The organism is Williamsia sp. z71 (genome assembly GCF_059553375.1).
In genome coordinates, this window is sequence record NZ_JCANWX010000005.1 from 363,951 (window position 1) to 380,426 (window position 16,476).

The following is a 16,476-nucleotide window of genomic DNA, read 5'->3' on the forward strand; positions in this document are numbered from 1 at the left end:
TGGATTCGGGCCGACAGGGGAAGATGATTTGCATGAACACCGAATCGATCCGGGAGCCTGCACGCGACGAACTCGAGCAGCATTCGCCCAAGCAGTGGGCGGCCGGGGTCACCGCGGTTGCCGTAGCTCTCAACCGCGCGGTGAAACAGATGGGGCCGGTGCGCACCGCTCGCACCCTGGTGGGCCTCAATCAGCGCAATGGTTTCGACTGTCCCGGCTGCGCCTGGCCGGAAACACCGGACCACCGAAAGCACGCGGAGTTCTGCGAGAACGGCGCCAAAGCCGTTGCAGAAGAAGCGACCAAACGGACCGTCGGCCCGGATTTCTTTGCGACGCACAGCCTTTCCGACCTGCGCGAGCGCTCGGAACACTGGATGTCGCAGCAGGGCCGGATCACCCATCCGATGGTGCTCACCGCCGGCGACGACCACTATCGCCCGATCGCCTGGGATCAGGCATTTACACTGATCGCCGACGAACTCACAAACCTCGAACATCCCGATCAGGCGGCGTTCTACACGTCGGGCCGGACGAGCAACGAGGCCGCGTTTGTCTACCAGCTGTTCGCCCGGTCGCTCGGTACCAACAACCTTCCCGACTGTTCCAACATGTGCCACGAGTCCTCGGGCAGTGCACTCGTCTCGTCGATCGGTATCGGCAAGGGATCGGTGTCGGTCCCGGACCTCGAGGCCGCGGATCTGATCATCATCGCCGGACAGAACCCGGGCACCAATCATCCGCGGATGCTCTCGGTACTCGAGAAGGCGAAACAACACGGTGCCACCATCATCGCGGTGAACCCACTTCCCGAAGCGGGTCTGTTGCGGTTCAAGGACCCGCAGAAGATCAACGGGGTACTCGGCAAGGGCACCGCCTTGGCCGACGAGTTCCTGCAGATCCGGATCGGCGGTGACATGGCGCTGTTCCGGGGTCTGGGCAAGCTCTTGCTCGACGCCGAGAAAGTTGCTCCCGGAACCGTTTTCGATCACGCCTTTCTGGACGAACACTGCCTCGGGGTACAGGACTATCTGGACGAGCTCGAAAAGACCGACCTCGACGAGATCGTCACTGCCACCGGATTGACCGAGGACTCCATCCGTGCGCTGGCCGATCGGCTGATCGCCTCGGAGCGCACCATCATCTGCTGGGCGATGGGCCTGACCCAACAGGTTCACGGTGTCGCGACCATCGAAGAACTCACCAACGTCCTGCTGCTGCGCGGCATGATCGGCAAGCCCGGTGCCGGAGTGTGTCCCGTCCGTGGACATTCCAACGTCCAGGGCGACCGCACGATGGGTGTGTGGGAGAAAATGCCCGACGAGTTCCTCGAGGCCCTGGACCGCGAGTTCGCGATCGTCTCCCCCCGCAAGCACGGTCTCGACACCGTCGACACCATTCGCGCGATGGCCGCCGGCGACATCCGCTTCTTCATGGCCATGGGAGGCAATTTCGTGTCCGCCTCCCCCGACACCGACGCCACCGCGGCCGCAATGGGCAACTGCCGGCTCACCGTGCAGGTGAGCACCAAACTCAACGCCTCACACCTGCGCCCCGGGACCACCGCCTTGCTCCTGCCCACCCTGGGCCGCACCGACAAAGACATCCGAGATGGTCGCAAACAAGCTGTCACCGTGGAGGATTCCATGTCGGCGGTCCACCTGTCCCGCGGGTCGCTGCCGCCCGCCAGTGATCATCTCCGCAGCGAGGTGTCGATCATCTGCGACATCGCCCGCGCGACCCTGGGTGCCGACCACCCGGTCCCCTGGACCGCGATGGCGGATGACTACGACGTGGTCCGCGACCACATCTCGCGAGTGGTACCGGGCTTCGATGACTTCAACAACCGGGTCCGCCGGCCGGATGGGTTTGTCCTGCCCCATCCGCCCCGTGACACCCGGACGTTCCCGACCCGGACCGGTAAGGCCAATCTGGCCACCAACCCCCTGAACTGGCTGCGGGTACCCGAAGGACGCGTCATCCTGCAGACCATGCGCAGCCACGATCAGTACAACACCACGATCTACGGACACGACGACCGGTACCGCGGCATCAAGGGTGATCGCCGCGTGGTGCTGCTCAACCCCGAAGACATCACCGGGTTCGGGTTCACCGAAGGTCAAAGTGTCGACCTGGTCTCCGAGTTCGCAGGTCCCACCGGCCTCGAAGAACGCCGGGTGGAGGCGTTCCGGGTCGTCGCCTACCCCACTCCCCGCGGCAACGCGGCGGCCTATTACCCCGAGACCAATCCGCTCGTGCCGCTCGAACATGTTGCGGCCAAATCCAATACACCGGTGTCGAAGGCACTGACCGTCCGATTGGAGCGCCGCTGATGGGCCGCATGAGCACACGCACCAGAGTCCGGCGGATCAGGCCGAGCGGCACGGACTCCCGAGCGGACACCCTGGCCGTCGAAGAACCGCTGGAACTGCGAGTGTCCGGAAAGTCCCTGTCGGTGACGATGCGGACCCCCGGGGCCGATATCGATTTCGCCCACGGCTTCCTGTTGACCGAGGGCATCATCGACGGTGCCGACGACATCGCCACCATCCGGTACTGCGACGGGGTCGACGACCAAGGTCGCAACACCTACAACGTGCTCGATGTGACGTTGCGTGAGAACCGCAGTCTTCCGTCGTCGGCCACCCGCAACTTCTTCACGACGTCGTCGTGCGGGGTCTGCGGCAAGGCCTCACTCGACGCGGTCCGGTTGGCCTCGAATCATCGGCCGGCCGATGACGACGCCACCGTGGACGTCGAGACACTGGCACAGCTGCCGGATCGTCTTCGCGACTCGCAAAAGATCTTCGACTCCACCGGCGGGGTGCACGGAGCCGCGTTGTTCACCACCGACGGTGCCCTGCTCGTGGCACGGGAAGACGTCGGCAGGCACAACGCGGTCGACAAGGTGATCGGCTGGGCCCTGCAGCAAGACATGCTGCCGCTGCGAGGCAGCGTCCTGATGCTCTCCGGCCGGGTGTCGTTCGAACTCGTTCAGAAGGCCGTGATGGCCGGGATACCGATCATCGCCGCCGTGTCGGCACCGTCATCACTCGCGGTGGACCTCGGAACCGAACAGGGCGTTGCGATCATCGGATTCCTGCGCGGCGAATCGATGAACATCTACTCCGCCGGTCACCGTGTGATCGAGTGACCGGCCCGGCCCGCTAGGCGCTCTTCTCGCGCCGTTCGTCACGGCGCGGCTTGCGCGGCACAATCGTCGGAAGAACGTTGTCGCGCACGGTTTCTCCCGTGACGACAACCTTCGCGACGTCGTCGCGACTCGGGATGTCGTACATCACCGGCTGCAGGACTTCTTCCATGATCGCGCGGAGTCCACGGGCGCCGGTTCCACGGTGGATGGCCTGATCGGCGATCGCCTCGAGGGCCTCGTCGTCGAACTCGAGCTCGACACCGTCCATGTCGAACAGTCGCGCGTACTGTTTGACCAGAGCGTTCTTGGGCTCCGACAGGATGTTGATCAGGGAAGGCTTGTCGAGCTTGGTCACCGACGCGATCACTGGGAGACGCCCGATGAACTCGGGGATCAATCCGAACTTGATCAGGTCTTCGGGCAGGACCTCGGCGAAGTAGTCGCTGCTGTCGTTGTCGTTCTTGGCGACCTCGGTACCGAAGCCGATGCCACGCTTACCGATTCGGTCCGACACGATCTTGTCCAACCCGGCGAATGCACCCGCGACGATGAACAGCACGTTGGTGGTGTCGATCTGGATGAACTCCTGGTGCGGATGCTTGCGCCCGCCCTGTGGCGGCACCGACGCCTGCGTGCCCTCGAGGATCTTGAGCAATGCCTGCTGAACACCTTCGCCGGAGACGTCCCGGGTGATCGACGGGTTCTCGCTCTTGCGGGCGATCTTGTCGACCTCATCGATGTAGATGATGCCGGTCTCGGCGCGCTTGACGTCGTAATCGGCGGCCTGGATCAGTTTGAGCAGGATGTTCTCGACATCCTCACCGACATAGCCGGCCTCGGTCAGCGCAGTCGCGTCGGCGATGGCGAACGGAACGTTCAGCATCTTCGCCAGCGTCTGGGCCAGGTAGGTCTTGCCACAGCCGGTGGGGCCGAGCATCAGGATGTTCGACTTCGCCAACTCGACCGGTTCCACACCGCGTGAGTCCTTGCGGTCTCCCGCCTGGATGCGCTTGTAGTGGTTGTAGACCGCCACTGCCAGCGTCTTCTTCGCGGTGTCCTGCCCGATGACGTAGTTCTCCAGGAAGTCCCGGATCTCAGCGGGCTTGGGGAGCTCATCGAGTTTGACGTCGCTGGTCTCGGCCAGTTCCTCTTCGATGATCTCGTTGCACAGGTCGATGCATTCATCGCAGATGTACACACCGGGTCCAGCGATCAGTTTCTTGACCTGCTTCTGGCTCTTTCCGCAGAAAGAACACTTCAGAAGATCGCCACCATCTCCGATACGTGCCATCTGTTGCTGTCCCTACTTCCGTTACCTGATGCCCCAAAGACCCTGATGCCGACAGACGCTGCCGACTTGCGGCCGTCCCGGCTCACGGGGAGCACAGTACTCACGACCGTACCCGTCGGTGGGCGGAACTTCGACCGATAAAGCCAAATGTCGCGGGCCCACTTCATGGCCCGCGACACTTGGAACCGTTACTTGCGGCCGGACTTCTTCCGGTACTCGAAAACCTCGTCGATGATGCCGTATTCCTTGGCCTGCTCGGCGGTCAGGATGTTGTCGCGGTCGGTGTCCTTGCGGATCTTCTCGGCGGGCTGCCCGGTGTGACCGGCCAGGATGTCATCCAGCCGGCGACGGATGCGCTCGATCTCGGCGGCCTGGATCTCCAGGTCCGAGACCTGGCCCTGGTAGGCCCCACCGGTACGCGGCTGATGGATGAGCACGGTCGCGTTCGGCAGGGCCGCCCGCTTTCCGGGGGTTCCGCCGGCCAGCACGATCGCGGCAGCCGAGGCGGCCTCGCCCAGGCACACGGTCGCGATGTCGCAGTGGACGTACTGCATCGTGTCGTAGATCGCGAGCATCGCCGGCACGCTGCCGCCCGGCGAGTTCACGTACATGATGATGTCGCGGTCGGGATCCTGCGACTCGAGCACCAGCAACTGCGCCATGATGTCGTTCGCGACGGTCTCGTCAATCGGGGTGCCCAGGAAGACAATTCGTTCTTCGAACAGCTTGGCGTACGGGTTGTACTCCCGCGCCCCATTCGGGGTGTGCTCGATGAACGAGGGAAGGATGTACCGCGACTGGGGTGAAAGATTGTTCATATCTTTGGCTCTCTCCGGTGAGGTGACAGGTGGTACGGGCTCAAGCGCGGGTGATCACGTGATCGACGAGACCGTAGGCCTTGGCCTGCTCGGCGGTGAACCACTTGTCGCGGTCGGCGTCCGCTTCGATCTGTTCGAGCGTCTGCCCGGAGAACTCGGCGTTGAGCTTGTTCATCTCTTTCTTGGTCAGCGCGAACTGCTCGGCCTGGATCGCGATGTCGGCCGCGGTGCCACCGATACCGGCGGACGGCTGATGCATCATGATCCGGGCGTGTGGCAGTGCGTGCCGCTTGCCCTTGGTTCCCGCAGCGAGCAGGAACTGCCCCATCGATGCCGCCATACCCATCGCGTACGTGGAGATGTCGCAGGGAGCGAGCTGCATCGTGTCGAAAATCGCCATTCCTGCGGTGACCGAACCGCCGGGCGAGTTGATGTAGAGGCTGATGTCCTTGGTCGGATCCTCTGCAGAGAGCAGCAGGATCTGCGCGCACAGCCGGTTGGCGATCTCGTCGTCGACCTGGGTGCCCAGGAAGATGATTCGCTCACGCAGCAGACGCTCGAAGACCGAGTCGGTCAGATTCAGTCCGGCCACACCCGAACTCGCGGTTACTCCGGAGAGTGCTGGCGTGTGGATCTTCGGCTCAGTCACGGTACCTACCTTCGCGTCCCGGGATCAGCTCCCGGAATTTTTCGTTCAACGGACTCACAATGATTTTGACTGCTCGCTTCGACAGTAACGAATAGGGACGACGCCGAACCCTCGGCGTCGCCCCTATTCGCTGACAGCAGAATGCTTGCTGGCGTTTTGTCGCTTTATGACTCGTCGGTCGACGCGTCGTCCTCTGCCTCGGCAACCTGCTTCGGGAAGAACTCGTCGGTGTCGACAACGTTGCCGTCGGTGTCCTTGACGGTGATCTCGTTGACGATCGCCGAGAGCGCCTTGCTACGACGGACCTCGGCGTAGACTGCGCCGACCTGTCCGGCCTGCTGCAGCTGCTGAGCGAACTCGGCCGGCTGCATGCCGTAGCGCTGCGCCTGGAACATGATCTGCTGCATCAGCTCGTCCTGCGCGACCTCGGTCTCCTGCTGGTCGGCAATGGCGTCGAGCAGCAGCTGGGTCTTGACCGACTTCTCGGCGGCCTCACGCGCTTCGGCCTCGAACTTCTCACGGGTGGTTCCCTGGGCCTCGAGCAGACGCTCGAACGCCTCTTCGTCGTGGCCGAGGCTGTGGACGACCTGATGGATCTGGCCGTCGACCTCGGCGGTGACGATCGCTTCGGGCAGCGGGATGTCGATGGTCTCGACCAGCTTGGCGACCAGCGCCTCGCTGATGGCGTTGGCCTGTCCCATTTTCTTCGACCGGGCCACCCGCTCGCGCACATCGGCCTTCAGCTCGTCGACGGTGTCGAACTCGCTGGCCAGTTGTGCGAACTCATCGTCGACCTCGGGGAGCTCGCGCTCCTTGACCGAGACAACCTTCACGGTCACGTCGGCTTCGTCGCCACTGTGATCTCCGGCAACCAGGGTGCTCTTGAAGACCTTTTCCTCGCCGGCCGACAGGCCGATGAGGGCCTCGTCCAGTCCGTCGATCAGCTCGCCCGAGCCGACCTCGTGGGACAGGCCGCTCGTTGCGGCTTCTTCGACCTCTTTGCCGTCGATGGTGGCCGACAGGTCGATGGAGACGAAGTCGCCGTCGGCAACCGGACGGTCGACACCGGTCAGGGTGCCGAAGCGGGCGCGGAGAGCCTCGAGCTGCTCTTCGACTGCCTCGTCATCGACGGTGACGGGTTCGACCTCGACCTCGAGGGTCGAGTAATCCGGCAGGTCGATCTCGGGACGCACGTCGACCTCGGCAGTGAACGTGACGCTCTTGCCGTACTCCAGCTCGGAGAGGTCGATCTCGGGCTGGCCGATCGCCTTGATGTCGGCGGCGTCAACGGCTTCGCTGTACTTGGCGGGGATCGCGTCGTTCACGACCTGGGCCAGCACCGCGTCGCGACCGACACGGGCCTCGATCAGCTTTGCGGGCGCCTTACCGGGACGGAAGCCGGGGATCCGGATGTCCCGTGCCATCGTCTTGTAGGTGCGGGCGAAATCCGGCTCGAGTTCCTCGAAAGAAACCTCGACGTTGAGTTTGACCCGCGTCGGGCTGATCTGCTCGACGGTGCTCTTCACTTGACTCCCTTGTAGTGCGTTTCTTTCTTGAGTCGGGATGACAGGATTCGAACCTGCGACCCTCCGCTCCCAAAGCGGATGCGCTACCAAGCTGCGCCACATCCCGTGAGGTCTTCTGCGAAACCAGGCAAGAACCAGCGCCGCTTTCACCGAACGCAAATACTACGTGCCGCCGCCCCACGAACCTAAACCGGTCGCCCCGAACAGCGGCCACGCCGAGACGACCAGGCGATTTCATATCCGCGGGATCGAGACGGTACAGTTCCTTTCGCAGCGGCAACAGTGGCGATCCCATTGATGTCGTATGCACGCGGGTGTAGCTCAATGGTAGAGCCCTAGTCTTCCAAACTAGCTACGCGGGTTCGATTCCCGTCACCCGCTCCATCCTGAAAGCCCTGGTCAGAAGTTTTTCTGACCGGGGCTTTCTTGTGTCCGCCCACGCGGCGCCGTACCCGGACGAACAGGGTCGGCCCACGGTACCGACTTCGGCCACTCCCCCGACCGTCGAGCCACCCCCGGCGAACCGCCTACGGGTCGGCAAAGTCGTTGCGCTCCAAGCCCACCCGGACCACCGCGCCCGATCCTCCCCGGGGTGATGACCGTGTGGTGCATACCTCGCAAAGCGAACAATGTGACGCACTTGACAAACGCGGTCACGGAACGGTTACATTCCGGTCATCGTCGCCGAGGGGGCCGGCGCTCAAACCCGTTTCGCGACCCGGAGGCTTAATTTGCGCAGGCCGAATAGTGCTGTGTCCCGTTCTCGACTACGACACCGGCTCACCACGTTCGGCGCACTGTGTGCCACCACGTTGGCGCTGGTGACCATGGCTCCGGGCACTGCCGCAGCTGACAACGTTGCGCTGCCGACCCCATTGGCGGACCGGTTCTATGAGGCACCCGGCAATATCGGGGACTTCGCGAACGGTGACATCGTCGCCAAGCGAAAGATGCCGAATCCCCCCGGATTCCTCAACATCGAGACATGGCAGCTCAAGTTCCGCAGCACCGACATGTACGAGCGGCCCATCGCCGCGGTCACCACCCTGTTGCTGCCGCTCAATCGCCGTGCGAACGCACCGGTTCTGAGTTTCCAGGACATCGTGAACGCCCTCGGACTCGAGTGCGCACCATCACGCACGTTGTACTCACAGACCAACAGCCTGACCGCACGTCAGGGACCAGCACTGAACGGCTTGCTCGCACAGGGCTGGGTCATCGCGATCCCCGATCATCTGGGCCCGCGGAGCGCCTACGGGGCCGCCGAGCTCGGCGGCCGGATCACCCTGGACGGCATCAAGGCCGGGAAGAACCTCGATGCGGCGAACATCGCCGGGAGCCCGGTCGGACTGATCGGTTATTCCGGTGGCGGGATGGCCTCGGCCTGGGCCGCGGCCCTGGCCGCCACATACGCTCCGGGCCTTCGTCTGGCCGGTAGCGCCTATGGCGGCGCCCCGATGAACCTGATCAAGATGGCCGAAGGGCTCGGATACAACAATCCGCACCCGGCATTCGGATTGGCGTACGCCGCCGCGGTCGGCCTGTCCCGGGAGTACCCCGACGAGATCCCGATGTGGGACAACCTGACCCAGCTCGGCAAGTCGATGTACCTCGAGATGCAGAATGCCTGCACCACCGAGATCCTGCGCATCGGGGAAGACCACAGCGCCGATGAGATGACACCCGACGTCAAGATCTTCGACGATCCGGCGGTGCGAAAAGTGGTCGAGGCAAACGGTCTCGACACCTTTCCGGGTGTCCCGAACGCCCCGGTGTTCGAATGGCACAGTCCCACAGATGAACTGATCCCGGTCGAGTCGATTGTCGTCACCAACAACCGGTTCTGCCGCGCCGGGGTCCGGGTTTCCAGCCTGTCGACACCGGCACCGAATCACCTGGCCGCCTACCCGTTGGGCATCCCGGGCGCGTTGCAGTGGCTGGGCGACAGATTTGCCGGTCAACCTGCGCCGAGCACCTGCTAGACACCCGCTCGGCACCATCCCTTCGCCCCTACCGTAAAAGTGAGCGGCCCGTGGACCGACGAGTATCGACAGTTGCCCGCCTATGGCTGATCGCGGTCGCGTCGGTGGCCGCGGTGGTGCTGACCGCGGCCCCGGCCACGGCCGACGATGTTGCCCTGCCCACGCCGCTGCCCGACTCCTTCTACGACGCGCCTGCCGACATCGGCCGCTACGCGAACGGGGAGGTCATCGCGAGCCGCGAGATGCCCGATCCCCCAGGGCTGTTCGCACTGCGCACGTACCAGGTCAAGTTCCGCAGCACCGACATGTACGAGCGTCCGATCGCAGCGGTCACCACACTCCTGGTACCCGATGGTCACAATGCCGATGGCCCGCTGCTCAGCGTGCAGGACATCGTCAACGCGATGGGCCTGGAATGCTCGCCGTCGCGGCAGCTCTATGCCTCGACGACTGATCTCGATCCCCGCTCCGGCAGCCTGACCGCCAGTCAGCGCCCACTGCTGAACGGGGTTCTCCAGCAGGGGTGGGTCCTGGCGATCCCCGACCATCTGGGCCCACGGAGTTCGTACGGCGCCGCCCAGCTCGGCGGCCGGATCGCTCTGGACGGGGTCCGGGCGGCACAGCGTTTTGCCCCCGCGCGCGTCAAGCAGAGCAGAGTGGGGCTGCTGGGGTACTCCGGTGGCGGGATGGCGACAGCCTGGGCATCTGCCCTGGCACCCTCGTACGCGCCCGGACTCGAGATCGCGGGCAGTGCTTACGGCGGCGCCCCGATGAACTTGATCAAGATGGCCGAAGGACTCGGATACAACGATCCACACCCCGCGTTCGGCCTCGCATTCGCCGCGGCGATCGGTTTGTCGCGCGAATATCCGAATGAGATGCCGGTGTGGCAGAACCTGACCCCGCTCGGCAAGTCGATGTATCGCGAGATGCAAAATGCCTGCACCAACGAGATCCTGCTGACCGGGCTCGGTCACAGCGCCAGGGAGATGACCCCGGACGTCAAGATCTTCGACGATCCGGCGGCCCGACGAGTGGTCAACGAGAACAGCCTGGAGTTCTTCCCGGGGGTACCGGATGCCCCCGTTTTCGAGTGGCACAGCCCCATCGACAGCCTGATCCCGATCGACTCGATCCTTCACACCAACTCGCGCTACTGCCGGGCCGGAACAGCGGTGGTCTCTGTCCTGACCCCCTCACCCGACCATTTGAGCGCCGCAGTGATCGGACTGCCACCGGCCCTGGCCTGGATGACCGACCGGATGAACGGTGTTCCCGCTCCCAGCAATTGCTGACGGGATGCGGACGCCAAACGCCGAAATAGAGTGAGTCAGATCACTTTCAGGCCGGCCGACTGGACCCAAATAGTCACTTCAGCAACTCTGACCACAACCTGGTTTGTAACGTTTGGCGGCGTCGGGCCGACATGCAAGTATTGAATCTGCGCTTTCGGGGAGCGCATAAACCTGCACCCAACGTTAGGGTTATACATAGTGTCGACCAGCAAGTTCGCCCGCGGACGCACCGCCAAACGCCTCTTGGCCGCCGGACTCGGTGTCGTCGTGATGGCTTTGGCAGTTCCCACTGCCGCCTCGGCGCAGCCGTCGCCCACCATCCCCGGTCTGCCCGGCGTCCCACTGCCACAGATCCCGGGCCTGACGGTCCCGACGCCGCCGCCGGCACCACAGGCCACGCCGGAACCGGCACCGGAGCCGCCGAAGCCCGTCGAACCCGCACCCCCGGTGAAGACCGATACGGGCTGGGTTGCCCTCGCCGACGACGCCACCCATGAGTTGACCGTGTGGCACGAGGGCAAGATCGTTCGCAAGATGCCCATCTCGATGGGATCGAACGAGAACCCGACCCCGAACGGCACGTACTACACCAAAGAGAAGTACCGCGACATGTACATGGATTCGTCCACGTACGGGGTCCCGATCGACGCGCCGGGCGGCTACCGCACGTACGTCGAACATGCGATCCGCATGTCCTGGGACGGAATCTTCATCCACGCCGCACCGTGGTCGGTGGAACAGCAGGGCAACACCAACGTGAGCCATGGCTGCATCAACCTGAGTCCGGAGAACGGCCAGTGGGTCTACGAGAACTTCCCCGAAGGCACCCCGATCGTGGTGCAGGGCACTGTCGGCGGGCAGTACGTCCCGGGTAGCTAGTCTCCCGGAGAACATCTGAGAACCCGGCACCGAGAGCAACTCTCGGTGCCGGGTTTTTTCGTCTCTCCGCTATTCGGCACCGAGATCGTGACCGTTGCCGACGCCGGTGACGCGCGCAATGGCCCGCATCTTGTTCACCGCGTCCAGGGCTGCCACCTTGTATCCCTCGGCCAGGGTCGGGTAGTTGAACACTGCGTCGACCAGGTAGTCGACGGTCCCTCCGCAGCCCATCACCGTCTGTCCGATGTGAACCAATTCCGCAGCGTTGGAACCGAATACGTGTACGCCCAGAATGCTCCGGTCGTGCGCGTCCACAAGCAGTTTGAGCATGCCGTATGCGTCGCCCATGATGGCGCCCCTGGCGAGTTCCCGATAGCGGGCGACGCCCACTTCGAAGGGCACGTTCGCCGCGGTCAGTTCCTCCTCTGTCTTGCCCACGAAGCTGATCTCCGGGATCGAATAGATCCCGATCGGATACTTGGACGCGTCCGAGTCCCCGACCGGTTCGCCGAAGGCGTCGTATGCGGCCCGTCGTCCCTGCTCCATCGCGGTGGCCGCCAAGGCGGGGAACCCGATGACGTCACCGACCGCATAAATGTGGGGTACCGCGGTGCGGAAGCACTCATCGACCTTGAGCCGACCGCGGTTGTCACCCTCCAGACCGGCTGCGGCAACACCCAATTCCTCGGTGACGCCTTGTCTGCCTGCCGAATACAGCACGGTGTCCGCCGGGACCTTCTTGCCCGACTCCAGCACCGTGACCGTTCCGGACTGGTGCTTCTCGACCATTTTCACCGATTCACCGAACCGGAATGTGACGCCCCGATCGCGCAGTTGGTACTGCAACGCCTCGACGATCTCCCGGTCGACGAAGTCGAGCATGCTCTCCCGCTGCTCGACCACGGTCACCTTGGTGCCCAGCGCGGCGAACATCGAGGCGTACTCGATACCGATCACACCGGCACCGACCACCACCATCGACTGTGGCAACCGGTCGACCCCGAGGATCTGGTCGGAGTCGACGATCGTCGCGCCGTCGAACTCGACCGTGGCGGGCCGCGCCGGGCGGGTGCCGACGGCGATGACCGCGTGGTCGAAGCTGATGTTCTTCCGGTCACCGCCCTCCGATTCGACGATGAGTTCGTTGGGTCCGACGAACCTTCCGTTACCGATCAGGAGGGCAACTCGGTTGCGGGACAACTGATTCTGGATGATGTCAATCTCTTTGCCCACCACGTGCGACGTGCGTGAGGACAGATCGGCAACGGTGATATCGGTTTTGAGCCGGTACGACTGCCCGTACAACTCCCGCTGATTCAGACCGGTCAGATACAGCACCGCCTCGCGCAGCGTCTTCGAGGGAATGGTGCCGGTGTTGATACAGACGCCGCCGACCATGTTCCGGCGTTCGACGACCGCGGCCTTCTTGCCGAGCTTGGCGGCGGCGATGGCCGCCTTCTGCCCGGCAGGGCCGGAGCCGATGACAACCAGGTCGTAGTGATCCACGTCGTTTCTCCCAGCGTTGACAGGTCTGGGACTCAGTGTCACCCAACTACGCCCGTCGCACATTTCGGGCGGATGAATTGTTGTCATCGGCCCCCGGTGGACACCTGCTACGCGGCGCTGCCGTCCACACCTCGGAAGGGCAGGAATGTCATCTGGACCTGCAACCACTGCGCCAGCAGACCGCAGCCCGACAGGTCGCCGCCGCCAAGTGGTTCGGCGGCGTATGCGGTGTGCCGTCCACCGCGACGGTTCACGATCTGCAGACCGCGCCACATCAATCTGCCGGGTAGATATCCCGCGATCTCCCCCAGCGCGACCCGCAGGCGCCGCACATCCCGGCGCCACTGGCGGGGACGGATCGAGGTCCGGTCCGCGTTCTGGAAGTCGTTGCCCTTCAGGACTTGCCAGAGATGACGACACCAGCCACGAACATCATGGATGGACATGGCGGCGGTGAGGTCGGCAAGATCTCGCAGGAACGAGTCACCACTGGCGTTGCAGATGACGTCGGCGGGGTCGGCGATCCAGATCACCGGCAGATCCCCCGGGATCGTCGGGCCCTCGCCGGCAAGTCCGAACCCATCGCAACCGCGCACGGCTCCCGGCGGCTGATGCGGGTCGGCCACCAGTCCGACTGCCACCACAGACTTCGGACTCTCCGGGCCGGCCAGCAGGTTTCGGACCACCACCGCGCCCTGCGAATAACCGATGAGCATCACCGGTCCGGGGGTCGCGTGCAACCGCCCCTGCAGGTTCGTCACACCTTCGCGAACGCTGTCGAGGTAACTCATACCGGTCAGTTCGGGCACCGGGCCGTAGCTCGACGGGTATCCCACCCATCGGCAGTCGAATCGCTCATCGAGCCGGGCGGCCACCGCGGCGAGGAGACCGCCGACCCGCACGCGGGTGTCCCCCGGGTACGACTCCCCGGTTCCTCCGACGAAGAGCACCGTCGCAACTGCCATGGGCTCCATCATGCCGATGAAACCTGTGTGCTCGCTCAGGCGATCACCCACCGGTCGCCGGGAGTCGGGCTCAATCGGCCTGACAGGTCGGGCACCAATAGACCTTGCGGGCCACCATCTCCCCCATCAGGATCGGTGTCCGGCAGATTCGGCATGGTTCACCGGCGCGGCGATAGACGTAGGTCCGCGGCCGACCCGGCCCATAGGCCGGGGCCCCGTGATCATCTTCGGGACGCACGACGTGCATCTTGCCGCGTCGGACGCCGATTGCCATCAATGCGCCGAGATCCGCCCACAGGCCGTCCCACTCGGCGCGGTCGATCCCGGTGCCGGGTCGATGCGGATTGATCGATGCCCGGAACAGAACCTCGGCACGGTAGACGTTACCCACACCGCACAGCACCTTCTGGTCCATCACGAGTGCACCGATCGCCTTGCGGGAACGGGTTATCGCAGCCCACGCCAGTTCGGGATCGGCGTCCTTGCGCAGTGGGTCCGGACCCAATCGCGCGGTCAGCGCGGTCAGATCCGCGGGGGTGTACAGCTCGCAGGCGGTCGGGCCCCGGAGGTCGGTGCCGTAATCCTCGGTCTCCATGCGCATTCGAACCTGTCCCACCGGTGTGGGCAGCGGTGGCAGGCCTTCGGTGAAAGCTCCGTAGAGGCCCAGATGTACGTGGACGATCTCGCCGTTGCCGTAGCGATGGATCAGATGCTTTCCCCAGGCCTCCGCTCGGAGAAAGGTCTGTCCGTCGATCCGGCCGGCCCCGGCGGCGAAGCGTCCTTGCGGACTGCTGACCGCCACCTGTCGGCCGGCGAACTTGCGATGGTGGACCCGGGCCAGCCGGTGAAGCGTATGCCCTTCAGGCACAGTGTGTTTCGAAGCCTCAGCGCCCGGGCAGCAGCGGCGGTACGCCGGTGCGCTCGTACTCCGAGAGGATGTCGATGCGGCGCTGATGGCGCTCTTCACCCGACCATTCGGTGTTGATGAACGCATCGACGATGGCCAACGCCTCGGCCTTGCTGTGCATGCGGCCCCCGATGCCGATCAGCTGCGCGTTGTTGTGCTGCCGCGCCAGTTGTGCGGTCTCGACGCTCCACGCCAACGCGCACCGGGCACCGGGCACCTTGTTCGCAGCGATCTGCTCGCCGTTCCCGCTGCCACCGAGCACGATCCCGAGGCTGCCTTCGTCGGCGACGGTCCGCAGCGCCGCATCGACGCAGAAAGCGGGATAGTCGTCGAGCGCATCGTATTCGTGCGCTCCACAATCGATCACCTCATGACCCGCAGAGGTCAGATGTTCGGCAATCTGGGCTTTGAGTTCGAATCCGGCATGGTCGCCACCTAGGTACACGCGCATGCCGAACAGTCTGACAGAGTGCGGCCGCGCCTCGGGCACCGACCGGAAACGTCGGGCCCGGACCGGGGTATGCGGCAGCCGCGACAACACTAGATTGGTCAGGGTGAATCCCGACTCCCCTCCGCCCGCAGCGGCGTCGCACTGGCTCACCCCGGCCCCGTTTGCCGGGCCACCGCGACGGCATCCGTGGGAGATTCCGATCCTGGTCCTGGTCCTGGTTGTCGGACTCGGCGGGTACGTGCTGGTCGTGGCCCTGGTGGCAACGGGGTCTGTGAACACCTGGTTCCTGCTGGTCCTGCTCGCGCCGCTGCTGCTGTATCTGATCCGCGGCCTGACCTACGCGATGCCACGTGTCAACGGGGTAAAGATGAGCCCGACCCAGTTCCCCGAGGGCTACCAGATGGTGGTCGAATCGGCGCGCAGATTCGGGCTCGAGTACGTCCCGGACGCCTATGTGGTCCTCGGCAACGGCACAATCAACGCCTTTGCATCCGGCCACGGATTCCGTCGATTTGTCGTCGTCTATTCCGATCTCTTCGAGATCGGTGGGCATGCCCGCAGCCCAGAGGCGCTGCGGTTCATCATCGGACACGAGGTCGGGCACATCGCGGCCGGGCACGTGTCCTACTGGCGGCAGCTCGGTTCGATCATCGGCCTGAACCTCCCCGTGCTCGGCCAGGCACTGTCGCGATCCATGGAGTACACCGCCGACAACCACGGCTACTACAACCAACCATCCGGATCACCCGGCGCCATCGGGGTGTTGGCGGCCGGCAAATACATGCTCACCTCGGTCAGTTTCGACGAGTTCGCCGATCGGGCCACGCTGGAGAAGGGATTCTTCACATGGTTGACCAATCTGCAGTCGACCCACCCGGTGCTGACCTGGCGAGCAGCGGCCCTGCGCGACCGATCCGGGCCGGGACGGATGTTCTTCCGGCCTCGTCAGATTGTCCGGGGAATCGGGAGCGGACACGTGCAGATGCTGCCACCGCCGGGCCCACTGCTCATGGCACCGGTCGACCTGACCAAAGATCAGGCCGACCGGAAGTAGCT

14 protein-coding genes and 2 tRNA genes are annotated in these 16,476 nt (G+C 64.4%); 7 read left to right on the forward strand and 9 right to left on the reverse strand.

The genetic code is table 11. The features are described 5' to 3' along the window. Positions 1–32 precede the first annotated feature (32 nt). Both AC51GR_RS14755 and fdhD read left to right on the forward strand, forming a co-directional pair. The gene (locus AC51GR_RS14755; RefSeq protein WP_496325383.1) at positions 33–2,330 is read left to right on the forward strand and encodes an FdhF/YdeP family oxidoreductase; all 2,298 of its coding nucleotides are present in this window, start codon (positions 33–35) and stop codon (positions 2,328–2,330) included. Further along, positions 2,330–3,151, forward strand: a complete 822-nt coding sequence (gene fdhD, locus AC51GR_RS14760; protein WP_496325384.1) for a formate dehydrogenase accessory sulfurtransferase FdhD — start codon at positions 2,330–2,332, stop codon at positions 3,149–3,151. Before AC51GR_RS14755 ends, fdhD begins: the two co-directional genes overlap by 1 nt. A gap of 13 nt (positions 3,152–3,164) precedes the next feature. Here the strand turns inward: fdhD and clpX are convergent, their stop codons facing one another. From clpX to AC51GR_RS14785, 5 genes are all read right to left on the reverse strand, one after another. Continuing rightward, positions 3,165–4,442, reverse strand: a complete 1,278-nt coding sequence (clpX, locus tag AC51GR_RS14765) for an ATP-dependent Clp protease ATP-binding subunit ClpX (RefSeq protein ID WP_496325385.1) — start codon at positions 4,440–4,442, stop codon at positions 3,165–3,167. Positions 4,443–4,630: 188 nt separating this feature from the next. Then, on the reverse strand, positions 4,631–5,260 hold the full coding sequence (locus AC51GR_RS14770) for an ATP-dependent Clp protease proteolytic subunit (RefSeq protein ID WP_496325386.1): 630 nt from the start codon (positions 5,258–5,260) through the stop codon (positions 4,631–4,633). A 40-nt stretch (positions 5,261–5,300) separates the two neighbouring features. Then, the gene (locus AC51GR_RS14775) at positions 5,301–5,909 is read right to left on the reverse strand and encodes an ATP-dependent Clp protease proteolytic subunit (protein ID WP_496325387.1); all 609 of its coding nucleotides are present in this window, start codon (positions 5,907–5,909) and stop codon (positions 5,301–5,303) included. 164 nt (positions 5,910–6,073) lie between these two features. Then, positions 6,074–7,435: a trigger factor gene (gene tig / locus AC51GR_RS14780; RefSeq protein WP_496325388.1), complete on the reverse strand. Its 1,362-nt coding sequence runs from the start codon at positions 7,433–7,435 to the stop codon at positions 6,074–6,076. Between the two features lie 32 nt (positions 7,436–7,467). After that, positions 7,468–7,541, reverse strand: a tRNA-Pro gene (locus AC51GR_RS14785). Positions 7,542–7,745: 204 nt separating this feature from the next. Between AC51GR_RS14785 and AC51GR_RS14790 the strand changes: the two genes are divergently transcribed. From AC51GR_RS14790 to AC51GR_RS14805, 4 genes are all read left to right on the forward strand, one after another. Further along, positions 7,746–7,819: transfer RNA gene (locus AC51GR_RS14790), tRNA-Gly, on the forward strand. A gap of 443 nt (positions 7,820–8,262) precedes the next feature. Next, positions 8,263–9,417 carry a lipase family protein gene (locus AC51GR_RS14795; RefSeq protein WP_496325472.1) on the forward strand — a complete coding sequence of 385 codons (1,155 nt, stop codon included), beginning with the start codon at positions 8,263–8,265 and terminating at the stop codon, positions 9,415–9,417. 50 nt (positions 9,418–9,467) lie between these two features. After that, complete coding sequence (locus AC51GR_RS14800; protein ID WP_496325389.1) at positions 9,468–10,712, forward strand: lipase family protein; 1,245 nt, start codon at positions 9,468–9,470, stop codon at positions 10,710–10,712. A 198-nt stretch (positions 10,713–10,910) separates the two neighbouring features. Then, the gene (locus AC51GR_RS14805; RefSeq protein ID WP_496325390.1) at positions 10,911–11,591 is read left to right on the forward strand and encodes a L,D-transpeptidase; all 681 of its coding nucleotides are present in this window, start codon (positions 10,911–10,913) and stop codon (positions 11,589–11,591) included. A gap of 69 nt (positions 11,592–11,660) precedes the next feature. Here the strand turns inward: AC51GR_RS14805 and sthA are convergent, their stop codons facing one another. The 4 genes from sthA to AC51GR_RS14825 all read right to left on the reverse strand — a co-directional run bounded on the left by sthA (position 11,661) and on the right by AC51GR_RS14825 (position 15,420). Further along, entirely contained in the window at positions 11,661–13,097 is a 1,437-nt protein-coding gene (sthA, locus tag AC51GR_RS14810) for a Si-specific NAD(P)(+) transhydrogenase (RefSeq protein ID WP_496325391.1), read from the reverse strand. Between the two features lie 107 nt (positions 13,098–13,204). After that, positions 13,205–14,062, reverse strand: coding sequence for a PE-PPE domain-containing protein (locus tag AC51GR_RS14815; RefSeq protein ID WP_496325392.1), 858 nt, complete (start codon positions 14,060–14,062; stop codon positions 13,205–13,207). Between the two features lie 70 nt (positions 14,063–14,132). Then, entirely contained in the window at positions 14,133–14,930 is a 798-nt protein-coding gene (locus AC51GR_RS14820; protein ID WP_496325393.1) for an Fpg/Nei family DNA glycosylase, read from the reverse strand. A 16-nt stretch (positions 14,931–14,946) separates the two neighbouring features. Then, positions 14,947–15,420 (reverse strand): ribose-5-phosphate isomerase, encoded by a 474-nt coding sequence (locus AC51GR_RS14825; RefSeq protein WP_496325394.1) that lies wholly within the window; start codon positions 15,418–15,420, stop codon positions 14,947–14,949. Positions 15,421–15,523: 103 nt separating this feature from the next. On the opposite strand from AC51GR_RS14825, the gene AC51GR_RS14830 reads away from it, so the two are divergent. After that, the gene (locus AC51GR_RS14830; RefSeq protein WP_496325395.1) at positions 15,524–16,474 is read left to right on the forward strand and encodes a M48 family metallopeptidase; all 951 of its coding nucleotides are present in this window, start codon (positions 15,524–15,526) and stop codon (positions 16,472–16,474) included. Positions 16,475–16,476: the final 2 nt, after the last annotated feature.